The organism is Acidovorax sp. GW101-3H11, assembly GCF_001633105.1.
Lineage (GTDB): Bacteria > Pseudomonadota > Gammaproteobacteria > Burkholderiales > Burkholderiaceae_C > Acidovorax.
The window spans coordinates 50,524-66,052 of sequence record NZ_LUKZ01000009.1 but is presented as its reverse complement, the minus strand read 5'-3'; the positions used below and the strand labels follow the sequence as shown (position 1 = coordinate 66,052).

Here is a 15,529-nt window from a genome sequence, read left to right as displayed (position 1 = left end):
ACTTGAGGGTTTCTAATACGGGACATGAGTACATGTCAAAGCAGTAGCTGCTCGAGCAGTTGCAATTCGCAGACGGTCGACGAGGCCCCAAGCGCCATTGCTTCCGTGGAGAGCACATTTTCAGTTCCGGGAATGGACTGCCCCTCCGAGGAGAACCTCATTCGCATGGCGCTGGGTGGTCTGACCGGGGTTGGGCCGATGACCTTCGATCTGGCCCATCGGCAGCTCCGGGTGGTGCACTCGGGCGAGCCCGCCAGGATCGCCCAGAAGCTGACGCCCCTGAACTTGGGTGCGGTTCTGCTGACAAGCGAGAGGCGCACCGAAGGCGGGCAGTGGAAGACGCGTTTCTCCGTGCCGAAGATGGATTGCCCGTCGGAGGAGAATCTCATTCGGATGGCGCTGGCCGATGCGTCGGCTGTTGCGGCACTGGACTTCGATCTGAAGGACCGTGTACTCACCGTGCAGCATGGGGGAAGTACGCAAGAGCTGCTGGGCCGTCTCATCCCTCTCAACCTCGGCGCGCAAGTGTTGGACAGCGTGCAAAGCGACGAGTCTACGGCCCCAGACGCAGAGGGGAATGCCTCTGAGGCTCGGACCTTAAAGCTGCTGCTCGCTATCAACGGTGCGATGTTTGTCTTTGAGTTGATCGTTGGCCTGATCGCCCAGTCCACAGGTCTCATAGCGGACTCGCTTGACATGTTCGCCGATGCGGCGGTCTACGGACTGGCGCTCTATGCGGTGGGCCGCGCCGCCGCCTTGAAGATGAAGGCAGCGCACATCGCTGGTTGGTTGCAAGTCGTGCTTGCGCTTGGCGCGCTTTTGGAGGTCGTTCGGCGGGCAGTTGTGGGAAGTGAGCCGGCGTCCATGCTCATGATGAGTATCGGGCTGGTCGCATTGATCGCCAACGTCACCTGCCTGGTGCTGATCGCCAAGAAGCGGGATCGGGGCGCCCACATGACGGCAAGCTACATTTTTTCTGCGAATGATGTGATCGCAAACGCGGGGGTGATAGTCGCTGGTGTTTTGGTCGCTTGGACGGGCTCCTCGTACCCTGACCTCGTGATTGGCGCAGTCATTGCGCTGATAGTGCTCAGCGGTGCCCGGCGCATCCTGAACCTCCGATAGCCAATCTAGCGGCATCCCACACCGATGCCTAGCCAAGGTGGGATGGCCGGCCGCTTACGCACGAGGCGCTGTCGCCCCGGCCGCGCAAGTAACCCCCCTCAGGCACAAAAAAACCCGCCGCCGCAAACGCGGGGGCGGGTCGGGACGAAGCAGCTGTGCCTGCCGCGTCAGGCGCCCGTCCAGCGGCGCAGCACCAGGCTGGCGTTGGTGCCGCCAAAACCGAAGCTGTTGGACAGCACGGTGGTCAGCTGTGCATCGCGGGTTTGCGTGACCAGCGGCATGTCGCCCAGAGCCGGGTCGGGCGTTTCCACATTGGCTGATCCGGCGATGAAGCCCTGGTTCAGCATGATCATGCAGTAGATGGCCTCTTGCACGCCCGTGGCACCCAGCGAGTGGCCGGTGAGCGACTTGGTGGACGAGAACGGGGGCACCTTGTCGCCGAACAGGGCACGCATGGCGCGCACTTCCTGCATGTCGCCCACGGGGGTGGAGGTACCGTGGGTGTTGATGTAGTCGATGGGCGCGCCGAGCCCCTCCATGGCCTGCTGCATGCAGGCAATGGCGCCGTCGCCCGACGGGGCCACCATGTCTTCGCCATCGCTGGTGGCGCCAAAGCCCACCACCTCGGCCAGGATGTTGGCGCCGCGCGCCTGCGCATGCTCCAGGCTCTCCAGCACCACAGCGCCGCCGCCGCCTGCGATCACAAAACCATCGCGGTTGGCGTCGTAGGCGCGCGAGGCTTTCTCGGGCGTTTCGTTGTATTTGCTGGACATGGCGCCCATGCCGTCAAACAGCAGCGACATGCCCCAGGAGAGCTCTTCGCCACCACCCGCAAACATCACGTCCTGCACGCCCCAGGCGATCTGCTGGGCCGCCGCGCCGATGCAGTGCGCCGACGTGGAACAGGCCGAGGTGATGGAGTAGTTGATGCCCTTGACCTTGAAGTTGGTCGCCAGGCAAGCGGACACGGTGGAGCTCATGCAGCGCGTGACCTGGTACGGCCCCACGCGGCGGATGCCTTTTTCGCGCAGCGTGTCGGCCGCCTCGATCTGGTTGGCGGGTGAGCCACCGCCCGAGCCCATGATGAGGCCGGTGCGCGGGTGGCTGACCTGCTCAGGGGTGAGACCTGCCTGGGCGATGGCGTCTTCGAGCGCGATCTGCGCATACGCGGCCGCGTCGCCCATGAAGCGCAGCTGCTTGCGGTCGATGCGCGCTTCGATGTCGATCTCGGGCGCGCAGCCCACCTGGCTGCGCAGGCCCAGTTCCTTGAATTTTTCCACAGCCTTGATGCCGCTGGTGCCCGCACGCAGCGAGGCTTCCACAGTGGCCAGGTCGTTACCGATGCACGAGACGATGCCCGCGCCGGTGATGACTACACGCTTCTTGGTCATCGTCATGCTGCGTCCTTGTCGTCGCCCTCGCGCTTGAACAAACCCACGCGCAGGTCGTTGGCGACGTAAATTTCCTTGCCATCGGCCAGCAGGCGGGCATCGCCAATGGCCATCACCAGCTTGCGCTTGATCACGCGCTTGATGTCGATTTCGTAAGTGACCCGTTTCACGTCCGGGCCCACTTCGCCGGTGAACTTGACCTCACCCGCGCCCAGCGCGCGGCCCCGGCCTGGCAGTTGCAGCCAGGTGAGGTAGAAACCGATGAGCTGCCACATGGCATCGAGCCCCAGGCAGCCGGGCATGACCGGATCACCCTGGAAGTGGCAGGCAAAAAACCACAGGTCGGGCTTGACGTCGAGTTCGGCGACGATCTTTCCCAAACCATGCGCGCCGCCATCGCTGTCGATGTGCGTGATGCGGTCGAACATCAGCATGGGTGGCAGCGGCAGACGCCCGCTGTCAGCGCCGAACAGCCGGCCCTCGCCCGAGGCGATCAGTTGTTCGTAGGAAAAGGAATCTGCCATTTTCAGTCGTGCTCCAGAACGGCGGGTTCCCCCGCCTCAAATCATCGTTGTCCGCAAAACAAGCCCCCGCTTGCGGGGCTCTATTATCAAGGCATAGGGAGGCGCCTCTAAAGAAGGGATTGTCCAGCACCCCGTGGCCCGGCTGGCGGCTGACCTGGATCAACCGCCCCGCACCCTGCGCGCACCCCGGGCCAGCAAGGCCGCCGCCAGTGCCAGCCCCCCCAATGCCCACAGCGGCCACAGCCCCCAGCGGGCCACCCACCACGCATAGGGCGTGATCGCCCAGCCACTCTGCGCATCCAGGCCCCGGCCCTGCACCTGTCCCTGGAGCACGCCCCGGGTGTGGCGCTCCAGCTGGTGCGTGACGACACCCCGGTGGTCGATGATGGCCGTGGCGCCGGTGTTGGTGGCGCGCACCATGGGACGCTCGAACTCCAGCGCGCGCATGCGGCTGATGTGCAGGTGCTGGTCAATCGCCACCGAGTTGCCAAACCAGCCGATGTTGCTGAAGTTGACGAACACTGTGGGCGCCTCGGCCGGGTCGATGAAACGCGCGCCCAGCTCTTCGCCAAACAAGTCTTCGTAGCAGATGTTGGGCGCGATGCGCTGGCCCTTCCAGGCAAACGAAGGCTGCCCCACCGCCCCCCGGTTGAAGTCGCCCAGCGGGATGTCCATCATGGCCGTGAACCATTTGAAGAACGGCGGGATGAACTCGCCAAACGGCACCAGGTGATGCTTGTCGTAGCGATAGGGCTCAGCCTGCGTGGCGGGCCCCATGCCGAGCACCGAGTTGGTGTAGCCCAGCGTTTCATCCCCCAGCGGAATCCCCACCAGCGCGGCCTGCGGGCCTTCTGCATAGCGCTGCTGGATGCCTTCGAGGTACCCGGGAATGAGCTGCTGCGGCAGCAGCGGAATGGCGGTTTCGGGCGCCACCACCAGATCGGCCTTTGCATCGCGCAGCGCTGCGGCGTACCACTGAAGGGCCACTGGCACACCACTGCCCGGTTGAAATTTTTCGTCCTGCGGGATGTTGCCTTGCAGCAGCTCCAGGGTCAGCACCGGCGGCTGGGGCTGCGAGGGCGTATGGCACAGGTTGACGGCACAGAAGCGCTGCACGGTGGCCCCGGCCAACACAGCCGCCAGGGCCAGCCACAGCGCCCACAGGCGCCCCCGGCGCAGGTCGGCAGGGCGCAGCTGCACCACCCCCATCACCAGCGCAGCCGCCACCGCGCCCAGGCCATAGACCCCCACATACCGTGCCAGCGGCGCCAACGGCCCATCGACATGGGCATAGCCCCCCGCACCCCAGGGAAAGCCCGTCCACCAGATGCCCCGCGCCAGTTCGGCCAGCAGCCAGAGCGCTCCAAAAAAAAGAGCAGCTCCGCCTTTATGGACGGGCGCAAGGCGGCAAAAAATGCCCAAAACAGCGGCGTAGTAGCTGCCCAGAAACGCGGCCAGCGCCAGCACGGCGGCCACAGCCAGCGGCGCAGGCAGGCCGCCATAGGTGTGCATAGAAATGAACAGCCACCAGAAGGTGCCCGAAAGCCAGGCCGTGGCAAACACGCCGCCAATCAGCGCCCCCCGCTGCCAGGACACCACCGCCCCCGCACCCGGCCGCACCAGGCGCGCCAGCACGGCCAGAGATACCAGTTGCAGCCACCACAGCGGCTGGCCATTACCCGGCCAGGCCAGCGACGCTGCCTGCGCCAGCCCAGCGGCCAGCGCCAGCAGCGCTTGCAGGGGCCAGCGCATCGTCAAGGAAGCCCGCGCCATCAAGCGGCGGCGCTGCCGTCTTCGGCCTTGGACACCTTGAACCAGCGCACGGCGCCGCCCTTGGTGTGCAGCACCACAAACTGCAGGCCGCCCAGCAGCAGTTGCTCGCCGCGCTTGGGCACATGGCCCATCTCGTGGGCGATCAGGCCGCCAATGGTGTCAAAGCTCTCACCGGGATCGCTGCTCTGGATCAGCACATCAAAGGCTTCGCAGACACGCTCCACCGAGGTGTCGCCGCTCACGCGGTAGGTGCGGTCGGCCAGGCCGAAGATGTCGCCGTCGTCCTCGGGGATGTCGAATTCGTCCTCGATCTCGCCCACGATCTGCTCCAGCACATCCTCGATGGTGACCAGCCCGGCCATGCGGCCAAACTCGTCGATCACGATGGCCAGGTGGTTGCGGTTGCCCCGGAACTCGCGCAGCAGGTCGTTCAGGCCCTTGCTCTCGGGCACAAACACCGCCGGGCGCAGCAGGGCGCGGATGTTCAGCTCAGGCGCGCGCTGCAGCTTGAGCAGATCCTTGGCCATGAGGATGCCAATGATGTTGTCGCGTTCGCCCTGGTACACCGGGAACCGCGAATGCGCGGTGTTGATGACCAGGTGCAGCAACTCGTCAAAGGGGGCATCGATGTTGACCTGGTCCATGCGCGGTGTGGCCACCATCACGTCGCGGGCCGTCATGTCGGCCATGCGGATCACGCGCTCCAGCATCACGCGCGACTCGGCGCCAATGACCTGGTTGTCCTCGGCTTCGGCCAGGGTTTCGATCAACTCCTGGGTCGAGTCGGGGCCGGGGTGGATGAACTCAGCCACCTTCTGCAGGAAGGTGCGTTTGTCTTCCTTTTCGGGCGGGCGCCCGGGATGCGGATCAGACACTGTCGTGGAGTGCAGGACGTGCGGTAGTGGATCGGGCCCCTAGGATAGCGGATTGTGGTGACAGGGCCCGCACCGGCCCCGCCCCATGCCCAGCCAGGCCCTATTCGGCCGACTGGTGGCGCGCGTGCTGCACGCCGCTGCGCACTTCCTGCACGTTGGCCAGAAAGTCCCAGAACTGCTTGGCTTGCTTCTTGAGCTGGTAGTCCACCTCAGCAAACTGCTGCTCCACGATCTCGGCCATGCGCGTGTCGAGGCTGGCGGGCGGGATCTGCAGGTAGGCCTCGGACTCGGAGCCATCGCGGCGCACCGTGGCACCTGCGTTGCGCGCAATCTTGAGCATGGCCGTGTTCTCGGACAGCGCATGGATGAACACCATGTTCACGCCTTCGTTGCGGGCATGCATCACGGCACGCTCGAACAGGCGGGCGCCAAAGCCACGGCCCCGCGCCTGCTTGAGCACCGACACGCCAAACTCGGCACATGGCTTGTGCTCGGGGTTTTCCGAGAACGCCAGGTGCGCCATGGCGATGAGCTCAAGGCGGCGGTTGTAAATGCCAAAAATTTCGTCGCGCTCGAAGTTGAGCTGCTCGGCGTAGCGGCGGATCTGCTCGTCGTTGGCGGCGTAGCCAAACCGCAGGTAGCGGTCTGCAGGCTCCAGCTGCAGCAGGTGCTGGGTGATCCGCTCCCGGTAGGAGGGGCCCAGGGAGCGGATAGGAACCATCACGGGCGTCTCCTGCTGGTGGATGTGAATGTCAGAGGCAGAAGAGCCGCCCGTTACCGGGCGCAGCATGTCCCGGCCTGCGTACCAGGATGCCTTGAGCCAGTCTTTGGTTGCGAACATGCCACCAAATATAAGGGTTTTCCCTCATTTTTTCCAGTCCAAATTGCTGCGGCGCAGCAAAATAGTGAGTTGGCTCAAAACACCGGGGAAAATCGCCTTCTCGGCGCACCCAGTAATGTTTATCAGCTATCAAAAGTAAAGCAAACGCTTTGCAAACGCCTGCCCAAGCGTCTCCCAGGCGACCCCACCAAGGGTAGTCCGCAGACCGGTGCGGGGCAACCGTCAAAACCCGGCCCGGCGGGTTCCGGCCTGTCCATCAATCCGCTGCGGCTGGGCGGGCACCCAGGAGGACCAGGTCCAGCGGCTGTGCGCGCACTCCATGGGTGGGTGGCGCGCTCTCGTCGTTGCAGGCTGCACCCGCCCCGGTGCCGGGCAGCTTGCTGGCTGCACCTGCGCTGGGCTGCTGGCGCGGCAACAGGCCGAGGGCACCGGCACGGTCCAGCGACAAGGCCACACTGTCCCCCAGTTGCAGGTCCAGTTGCTGCAGGTGCTGGCTGTCCTTCAGCGCCACCGCGCCCTGGGCCGCCACAATCCGCACCGATTGCATGCGCTCTGCGCGGACTGCCAGCGTTGCGCCGCGCACCCATGCTGGGAGTCCGCCGCATTCACCCTCGCCCTGCCCCTCGGCCTCCGCGCGAGTCTCACCACAACGCTTGCAGTGGGTAGAGCGCAGATCCAGGTGCGCCACCGGTCCGTCCACCTCGATCTGGCGCCCAGACACCTGCAGCCGCTCCAGCGGGGTGCGGGCCTGCACCGCTGCGTGGGACAGGGCCAGCGCCTGGAACTGCGCGGGCAGCACCAGCTCATCCATCCACACATTCCCCTTGCCGTCTTCATCGCGTGCCCGATGCGCCTTCCGGGAGCGCGGCGCCACCCAGCGCAGCACCAGCGTGTCGCCCTCACGCGTGGCCACCAGGGGGGGCGCCGCTTGCGGCAGGTCGGCCTTCTCCCGGCCAGGGCCTTCGTGCAGGAAACGGAAGCTCAGCACCACCTCCGGCGCGCCCCCCAGCAGGACCCGGGTCACGGGCCAGTAATCCTGGTCAGCCCCCGAATCGCCTTCGATGCGCAGCCGGGTCACGCCCTCCAGCTGCGTGGCCTTCAGCACATAGCGGGGGCCATCTGGCTCCAGGGCCTCGAAGCGGTCGGCCCCGCTGAGAGCCAACACCCCCCAGAAGGCCAGCAAGACCCCGGCAAACAGCCAGGCCCCCCAGGTGCGCGGCGGCCGCGCGGGCAACGTGCGCAATGAAAGCGTCGGCATCACGTCAGCTCCTTCTCACGCAGATGCCGGTAGGTCTGCCCCCACAGCAGCAGGGGCAACAACACCCACAGCACAAAGTTCAAGCCGTGCACGGCGGTATCGACCGGAGCGCGCCGGGCCAGCCACCACGCAAAAATCACCTCGAAGCGCGCACCCGCTGCGGCGCACAGCAAGGCCGTGGCGATGCACAGCCCCACCCCCAGCACCAGGGTTTTGAGCATGGCAGCCTTGCGAAAGAACAGCGCCCCCGTAACGGCCAGGGCCTGCACGGCCCCGGCGCCGATGAAAAACGCAAGCTGCTGCGGAATGCTGAGCAACGATGCACTGTGGGGCGCACGCACCAAAGGAACAAACAGGGTAAACAGGGCGTAGTCCTCGGGATTCAGAGAAAAGGTCGGCGGCAGCATGGCGGCCCGCACCGCCAGCACCAGCCTCTGTACGGGCCAGGAGATCGCCAGGAACAGCAGGGTGAAACACAGCGGGTAGGCCACGGCCACCACCAGCACGCACAACAGCCACTTCTCCAGCACCGAGGCAGGGCGCATCAGAGACAACAAGGCGGATTCGCGCCGCGCCATGCCCTCGAAGTAGCGCCCGGCGAACACGAAGCCTGTCAGGTACAGCCCCCAGAAGTAGTAGCCCGACTGCGCGCCGGTCGTGAAGGCCGACGAGCGCGCGACCCCCAGCGCAAAAACCAGCAGCACCCCATACAGGATGCCCGTCACCAGCAGGTGGGCCAGGTATTGCCGCCCCTGCTCGGCCCATTGGGCCCGGGCCAGCAGCACAAAACGCCGCCAGGAAAAGGCTCCGGCGCTGTGGCCGTGGGCCGCCAAAGGAAACGATGTGGTCTCGGTGGTCATGCGAGCTCCACGGCTTCAGATGGGCGGTGCAGCGGGGCCAGCGCCGCAAGCACCTGGTCCCGGTTCAGGCTCAGCGCCTTGTACAGCAGCTCCAGCTGCACGGCGCCGCCGCCGCTGGCTAGAGGGTCTGCGCCCCCGTTTTCACGCAAGGCCACATAGGCCAGGTGCTGGCCGATGCGCTCCTGGTAAAGCAGCGCACCTTGCACCGCTGGCAGCGCGGACGCATCGGCCGCCACGCCCATGTGCAGCAGGCGCGCCAGGTCGTCCATGCGGGCCGCCAGCGCCAGCCGCCCCTGGTCGATGAACCAGATGTGGCTCAGGATGCTTTCCAGGTCGTGCGCCTGGTGGGTGCTGATGAGCACGGCGCGGTGCGCGTGTTCGGGGCGCTGCATCAGCTTGCGAAACTGTGCGCGCCCGACGATGTCCAGCCCGTTGGTGGGCTCGTCCATCAACAGCAGCGGGGTGCCCGTGGCCAGCGCAAAGGCGATGGCGGCCTTCTTCTTCTGGCCCAGGCTCATGGACTCGAAACGCGCCTGCGCGGGCACCTCCAGCTCAACCAGGTACTGGTTCAGCAGGTCGGAAGAAAAGCGGGGGTAGAAGACGCCCTGCGTTGCGGCCAGCTGCGCGCAGGTGAGGTTGGGCAGGTGAAACTCTTCCGGCACGATGTAGATGGCGGCGAGCAGATCCGCCGCGCGCTCGCGCGGGTTGCGCCCCAGCACCTCGATGTGCCCGGCCCAGGGCGTGAGCAGGCCGCACAGCAGCTTGAGCAGCGTGGATTTTCCACTGCCATTGCGCCCGAAAAGCCCATAGATGCCGGGCTGCTCCACGCGCGCCGCAAAGCCTTGGTACAGCAGGTGACGGCCATAGCCGAACTGCATTTCATCGATTGAAATCATCATGCTGCGAACCGCCCTCCCGCGGCCCCGGGCGCGATGCCACGCCCCGGTGCGCGCGGATTGTCACACGGGCACGGCCGTCGTTGCCTTCACCCTGTCGAGCACAAAACTGGTCTTGCAGTCCTGCACGCTGGGGTGCTTGAGCAAGGTGTCCATGATGAAGCGGCTGTAGTGCGCCATGTCGGCCACCACCACGCGCAGCAGGTAGTCCATCTCGCCGGTGAGCGAGGCGCACTCCACCACCTCGGGCCAGGTCTGCACGCTGGCGCGGAACAGGTCCATGGGGTTCCGTTTGTGGCTTTCGGTGTGTTTTTCGAGCCGCACGTTGAGGTAGGCCGTGAGCCCCAGCCCCACCGCTTCGGGTGGCACCAGGGCCACGTAGCGGTCGATCACGCCGCTGTCCTCCAGCCGCTTGACGCGGCGCAGCACGGCGCTGGGCGACAGGCCCACCTGCTCGCCGATCACGTCGTAGGTCTCGCGACCGTTTTCTTGCAGACGGCGCAGGATGGCGCGATCCAGCTTGTCCAATGCGTCAAAAGCTTTCATGGCGCAGGATTTTACGGAATCGATGCACTTTTCCGCCGTCCACATTGCAGGCACGGGTATGTCCCGATAGTGACAGCGGCCATCTCCCCAAAAAATAAACCTTGCAAAAAAGAACGACCGTTCTATTTTGCAAGCATAAGAAATCACATCAACGGAGACAAACACATGACCGGATTTTTCAGCCGCTTGTTGCGGCGACTGGTGCTGGCAGCAACGGCGGGGTTGCTGCTGGCGGGCGGGGGCGCGCAGGCGCAAGCGGGCTACACGCAAACGCGGTATCCCGTCGTGCTGGTGCACGGGCTTTTTGGTTTTGACTCGGCGCTGGGCATCGACTACTTCTACGGCATTCCCGACGCGCTGCGCCAGGGCGGCGCCAAGGTCTACGTGGCCCAGGTGTCGGCCGCAAACAGCACCGAGGTGCGGGGCGAGCAGCTGCTGGCCCAGGTCAAGACCATTCTCGCCATCACCGGCGCGGCCAAGGTGAATCTGGTGGGCCACTCGCACGGCGGCCCCACCACGCGCTATGTGGCGGGTGTGGCGCCGCAGCTGGTGGCGTCGGTCACGTCCATCGGGGGCGTCAACCGGGGTTCGCGCGTGGCCGACATCCTGCGCGGCGTGGCGCCTGCAGGCTCGGTGTCCGAGGCCGTGGCCAATGCGGCGGCCAAGGCGCTGGTGGGCCTGATCAACCTGACCTCCGGCGGCACGGGCCTGCCCCAGATGCCCACGGCCGCGCTGGACTCGCTGACCACGGCAGGCTCGGCCAAATTCAACAGCCGCTTCCCGCAAGGCGTGCCAACCTCCGGCTGCGGCAATGGCGCCGAACTGGTGAACGGCGTGCGCTACTACTCCTGGACCGGCACACAGCCACTGACCAATGTGCTGGACGCCAGCGACGGCCTGCTCAGCGTACTGAGCCTGACCTTTGGCGAGGCCAACGATGGCTTGGTGTCGGCCTGCTCGTCGCGCCTGGGCAAACACCTGGGCGACTACCGCCAGAACCACCTCGACGAAGTGAACCAGCTGCTGGGCCTGCGCGACTGGTTCTCCACCGACCCGGTGACGCTGTACCGCCAGCACGCCAACCGCCTCAAGCAACAAGGCCTGTAAACCATGACCCGCCGCACCTGGGCCAGGCCTGCATGGCTCCTGGCCATCGCCTCGGCCGCCGTGGCCTGGTGGCTGGTGGGCCCTGCGGGCTGGCCCGGTGTGGCAGCAGGGCCTGTGCAAGCGGTGAGCGCGGGCGCCGCGCTCACCGGTGCTCCGGGCCTGCATCCCATGTCTGCGCCGGGCGCAGATGCAGACGCAGGGGCGCGGCGTCGCAGCGGCAGCAGCATCGACAGCACCGCCGACCCCTTGCTGGTGGACGGCCTGCGCAACACGCTGGAAGCCCTGCTGCTGGAAGCGGGCGACGCCAGCGACCCGGCCACGCTCAAGCAGCGCCTGGCCTCTTTGGTGGGCAAGCACTTCCCCGCCGCCCTGGCCACCCGCGCGCTGGCGCTGGCCGAGCGCTATGTGGACTACCGCGTGGCCCTGGGCCAGCTGCGTGCGCCCCAGGACCTGACCGACCCGCGCGCCTTGCGCGATGCGATGGACGCCCGCCACAAGGTGCGCCTGAAGCTGTTCGATGGTGCGGAATACGACGCGCTGTTTGCGCGCGAGGCCGAGCTGGACCGCTACACCCTGGCGCGCCTGGAGGCCGCACACAACACCCAGCTCACCCCGGAACAACGCACCCAGGCGCTGCAGCAGGCAGAGCGCGAACTCTCGCCCGAGCGCCGCGCCGAACGCAGCGCTGCCACCGAGCACCTGGCCGCCGCCGCGCAGACGGCCGCCTTCAACACCCAGAACGCCGACGACTACACCCGCCACGCCGCGCGCAGCGCCCAGTACGGCGAGGCCGCTGCCCATGCGCTGGCCCAGCTCGACCGGGAGGAGCAGCACTGGCAGCAGCGCCTGGACCAGTACAGCCAGGCCCGGGCCCAGCAGGGCGATGGGGCTGCCGCACTCCAGCAATTGCGCCAGCAGCTTTTTTCTGCCGACGAACAGCAGCGTGTGGACGCTGCGCTGGCCCTGCGCAAGCTGCAGGCCACCGGTCCCGGCTCCTGAGCCTGGGCGCCGTACATGGCGGCCTATCCCCGCAAACAGCGCCGACTCCTTGCGCAAAAATTTGACCATTCACAAGATTCCTGCAAATCAGAGACCAAAGCCTCTTGATTTCGCCAGAAACATGAGGCAGGGCGCGCCTACAGTCCATGACATTCATCAACGAATGCCGGAGACACCCCATGAACGCCGCCCTGCCACAAGAAACCGCCGCCCAGCTCCAAGCCTGGGACAACCCCATGGGCCTGATGGGCTTCGAGTTCGTCGAATTCACCTCGCCCCAGCCGGGCGTGCTGGAGGCGGTGTTTGAAAAGCTCGGCTTCACCCTGGTCGCCAAGCACCGCTCCAAGGATGTGGTGCTGTACCGCCAGAACGGCATCAACTTCATCCTGAACCGCGAGCCCCACAGCCAGGCCGCCTACTTTGGCGCAGAGCACGGCCCCTCGGCCTGTGGCCTGGCCTTTCGCGTCAAGGACGCGCACAAGGCCTACAACCGCGCGCTGGAACTGGGCGCCCAGCCCATCGAGATCCCCACTGGTCCCATGGAGCTGCGCCTGCCCGCGATCAAGGGCATTGGCGGCGCGCCGCTGTATCTGATCGACCGCTTTGAAGACGGCAAGTCCATCTACGACATCGACTTTGAATTCATCGAGGGCGTGGACCGCCGCCCTGCGGGTCACGGCCTGAACCTCATCGACCACCTCACCCACAACGTGTACCGGGGCCGCATGGGCTTCTGGGCCAACTTCTACGAAAAGCTGTTCGGCTTCCGCGAAATCCGCTACTTCGACATCCAGGGCGAATACACGGGCCTGACCAGCAAGGCCATGACCGCGCCCGACGGCAAGATCCGCATCCCGCTGAACGAAGAGTCCAAGCAGGGCGGCGGCCAGATCGAAGAATTTTTGATGCAGTTCAATGGCGAAGGCATCCAGCACATCGCGCTGATCTGCGACAACCTGCTGGACGTGGTGGACAAGCTCGGCATGGCCGGGGTGCAGCTGGCCACGGCGCCCAACGAGGTGTATTACGAAATGCTGGACACCCGCCTGCCCGGCCACGGCCAGCCCGTGCCCGAACTGCAGTCGCGCGGCATCCTGCTGGACGGCACTACCGCCGACGGCACGCCCCGCCTGCTGCTGCAGATCTTCTCCACCCCCATGCTGGGCCCGGTGTTCTTCGAGTTCATCCAGCGCGAAGGCGACTACCGCGACGGCTTTGGCGAAGGCAACTTCAAAGCGCTGTTCGAGTCGCTGGAGCGCGACCAGATCCGCCGTGGCGTGCTGAACGCCTGAGTCATCAGACATCAAGGGTTAACCCTGATCAGGTGCCTATACTGCGCGCTCCCCGGAACTCAAAAGGATCCCGATGTCGCTCCGTAGCACCCTGTTCAGTGTCGGCCTGACCTGTGTGGCCACCTTTGCCATGGCCCAAAGCCCCTCTGCCCCGCTCACCATCGTGGTGCCCTACCCCGCTGGTGGTCCGCTGGACACCTCGGCCCGCATCGTGGCCGAAGGTGCTGCCGCCCAGTTGGGCTCCATTACCGTGGAGAACAAACCGGGGGCGGGTGGCAATACCGGTGCTAACCAGGTCGCCAAATCGCCCAAGACCAGCAACCAGGTGCTGATGGGCGCCGTGGCCACCCACGCCGTCAACCCCTGGCTGTACAAGAACTTCCCCTACAACGCGCTCAAGGACTTCAAACCCATCGCCCTCGTGGCACGCACGCCCAACGTGCTGGTGGTGAGTGCGGCACAGGCGACCAAGCTGGGCATCAAGACCACGCCCGAACTGGTGCAGTACCTCAAGAAGAACCCGGACCAGGCCAAGTACGGCTCGGGCGGCAACGGCAGCATCGGCCAGATCTCGGCCGAGATGTTCAAGTCGCTCACCAACACCCGGATGGGCCACACGCCGTTCCAGGGCTCCAAGCCCGCCCTGGCCGCACTCGAATCCGGCCAGGTGCTGATGGTGTTCGACAACCTGGCCTCGGCGCTGCCGCAGATCCAGTCGGGCAAGCTGCTGGCGCTGGGCGTGACCACATTGAGCCGCAACGAGGCACTGCCGAACGTGCCCAGCATCAACGACAGCGTGCAGGGCTTCAACGTGTCCACCTGGTTCGGCCTGTTCGCACCGGCCTCGCTGCCCGATGCAGATGCGCGCCGCTACGCCGACGCGATCAGCGCCGCGATGCATTCGCCCGCTGGCAAGGAGAAGTTCAAGAAGATGGGTATCACGCCCGAAGAGCTCACGCTCGACGGGTTTGCGCAGTTTGTGCGCTCGGAAAACAGCAAGTACGAGTTCCTGATCCGGGCCGCAAAGATCAAGATCGATTAACAGCCGCCGGTCAAATGCGCACCGGTCGGTGCGCAAGGTCATGGCGGCAAAGGAGAAAAAAATGGGACAAGCCCCCGTCGTCTATGGCCAATCCACCCGCCCACCCCGTGGCGACTATTCGCGTGCCAACGCGGACTACACCTGCCCGCAAGACTACGCGGCCTACACCGACGCCGACCACGACACCTACCGCCGCCTGTACGAACGCCAGCGCGCGCTGCTGCCGGGCCTGGCGAGCCAGGCGTTCATCGACGCCCTGCCCTCGCTGGGCGCGAGCGACCAGATTCCCCGTTTTGAAGAAGTCAACGAGCGCCTCTACAAGGCCACCGGCTGGGAGCTGGTGGGCGTACCCGGCCTGATCCCCGAAGTGCCGTTCTTCACCCTGCTGGCCAACCGCCAATTCCCGGTGACGGACTGGATCCGCAAGCCCGAGGAGTTCGAGTACATCGTCGAGCCCGACATTTTTCACGACCTGTTCGGCCATGTGCCGCTGCTGTTCAACCCCGTGTTTGCCGACTATGTGCAGCGTTATGGCCAGGGCGGGCTGAAGGCGCAGGGGCTGGGGTCGTGCGAGATGCTGAGCCGCTTGTACTGGTACACGATCGAGTTCGGACTGATCCGGGAGGCGGGGGAGCTGCGGGCGTATGGCGCGGGGATTTTGAGTTCGTCGGGCGAGTTGGCGTATTCGGTCCAGAGCCCGGAGCCGCAGCGCATTCCGCTGGCGCTGGAGCGCACGATGCGCACGCGCTACAAGATCGATACGTACCAGCAGACGTATTTTGTGATCGACAGTTTTGAGCAGTTGTTTGAGATGACGGCGGCGGACTTTGCGCCGATCTATGAGCGGCTCAGGGGGTTGCCAGAGTTTGCTGCGGATGAGCGGGAGGCTGTGGCGGCTTGATTTTTTAGATGAAATTGGCTGCTACCGCCTGTCTATAAAGCACTAATAGCTATCATTTTCACAGTTAGTAAGCGGCCATTCGGGTTGAGCTGATCGGAG

At 65.5% G+C, this 15,529-nt stretch carries 15 protein-coding genes; 6 read left to right on the top strand and 9 right to left on the bottom strand.

The window, feature by feature from the left end; genetic code table 11:
- Positions 1-15: 15 nt before the first annotated feature.
- A complete protein-coding gene (locus A1D30_RS06350; RefSeq protein WP_072632770.1) occupies positions 16-1,125 on the top strand; it encodes a cation transporter in 1,110 nt (369 codons plus the stop codon).
- Positions 1,126-1,292: 167 nt separating this feature from the next.
- On the opposite strand, the gene fabB is transcribed toward A1D30_RS06350, so the two are convergent.
- The 9 genes from fabB to A1D30_RS06305 all read right to left on the bottom strand — a co-directional run bounded on the left by fabB (position 1,293) and on the right by A1D30_RS06305 (position 10,089).
- A complete protein-coding gene (gene fabB, locus A1D30_RS06345) occupies positions 1,293-2,516 on the bottom strand; it encodes a beta-ketoacyl-ACP synthase I (RefSeq protein ID WP_063460830.1) in 1,224 nt (407 codons plus the stop codon).
- Between the two features lie 2 nt (positions 2,517-2,518).
- Complete coding sequence (gene fabA / locus A1D30_RS06340) at positions 2,519-3,040, bottom strand: 3-hydroxyacyl-[acyl-carrier-protein] dehydratase FabA (protein ID WP_063459951.1); 522 nt, start codon at positions 3,038-3,040, stop codon at positions 2,519-2,521.
- Positions 3,041-3,199: 159 nt separating this feature from the next.
- Positions 3,200-4,813, bottom strand: a complete 1,614-nt coding sequence (lnt, locus tag A1D30_RS06335) for an apolipoprotein N-acyltransferase (protein WP_063459950.1) — start codon at positions 4,811-4,813, stop codon at positions 3,200-3,202.
- Positions 4,813-5,688, bottom strand: coding sequence for a CBS domain-containing protein (locus tag A1D30_RS06330; protein ID WP_063459949.1), 876 nt, complete (start codon positions 5,686-5,688; stop codon positions 4,813-4,815). Before A1D30_RS06330 ends, lnt begins: the two co-directional genes overlap by 1 nt.
- A 100-nt stretch (positions 5,689-5,788) precedes the next feature.
- Positions 5,789-6,529 (bottom strand): GNAT family N-acetyltransferase, encoded by a 741-nt coding sequence (locus A1D30_RS06325; protein ID WP_063459948.1) that lies wholly within the window; start codon positions 6,527-6,529, stop codon positions 5,789-5,791.
- A 256-nt stretch (positions 6,530-6,785) separates the two neighbouring features.
- Complete coding sequence (locus tag A1D30_RS06320) at positions 6,786-7,787, bottom strand: hypothetical protein (protein ID WP_131798420.1); 1,002 nt, start codon at positions 7,785-7,787, stop codon at positions 6,786-6,788.
- Entirely contained in the window at positions 7,787-8,647 is an 861-nt protein-coding gene (locus A1D30_RS06315) for a hypothetical protein (protein WP_063459946.1), read from the bottom strand. The genes A1D30_RS06320 and A1D30_RS06315 overlap by 1 nt, the downstream gene beginning before the upstream one ends.
- Positions 8,644-9,546 (bottom strand): ABC transporter ATP-binding protein, encoded by a 903-nt coding sequence (locus tag A1D30_RS06310; RefSeq protein WP_242421802.1) that lies wholly within the window; start codon positions 9,544-9,546, stop codon positions 8,644-8,646. The genes A1D30_RS06315 and A1D30_RS06310 overlap by 4 nt, the downstream gene beginning before the upstream one ends.
- A 60-nt stretch (positions 9,547-9,606) precedes the next feature.
- Entirely contained in the window at positions 9,607-10,089 is a 483-nt protein-coding gene (locus tag A1D30_RS06305) for an Lrp/AsnC family transcriptional regulator (RefSeq protein WP_109790902.1), read from the bottom strand.
- Between the two features lie 165 nt (positions 10,090-10,254).
- Between A1D30_RS06305 and A1D30_RS06300 the strand changes: the two genes are divergently transcribed.
- The 5 genes from A1D30_RS06300 to phhA all read left to right on the top strand — a co-directional run bounded on the left by A1D30_RS06300 (position 10,255) and on the right by phhA (position 15,430).
- A complete protein-coding gene (locus A1D30_RS06300) occupies positions 10,255-11,196 on the top strand; it encodes a triacylglycerol lipase (RefSeq protein WP_109790901.1) in 942 nt (313 codons plus the stop codon).
- Between the two features lie 3 nt (positions 11,197-11,199).
- Positions 11,200-12,195, top strand: a complete 996-nt coding sequence (locus A1D30_RS06295; protein WP_063459944.1) for a lipase secretion chaperone — start codon at positions 11,200-11,202, stop codon at positions 12,193-12,195.
- Positions 12,196-12,374: 179 nt separating this feature from the next.
- Positions 12,375-13,487, top strand: a complete 1,113-nt coding sequence (gene hppD / locus A1D30_RS06290) for a 4-hydroxyphenylpyruvate dioxygenase (protein WP_063459943.1) — start codon at positions 12,375-12,377, stop codon at positions 13,485-13,487.
- 73 nt (positions 13,488-13,560) lie between these two features.
- A complete protein-coding gene (locus tag A1D30_RS06285; RefSeq protein ID WP_063459942.1) occupies positions 13,561-14,529 on the top strand; it encodes a tripartite tricarboxylate transporter substrate binding protein in 969 nt (322 codons plus the stop codon).
- A gap of 61 nt (positions 14,530-14,590) precedes the next feature.
- A complete protein-coding gene (gene phhA, locus A1D30_RS06280) occupies positions 14,591-15,430 on the top strand; it encodes a phenylalanine 4-monooxygenase (protein ID WP_063460827.1) in 840 nt (279 codons plus the stop codon).
- The last annotated feature ends 99 nt before the right edge of the window (positions 15,431-15,529 follow it).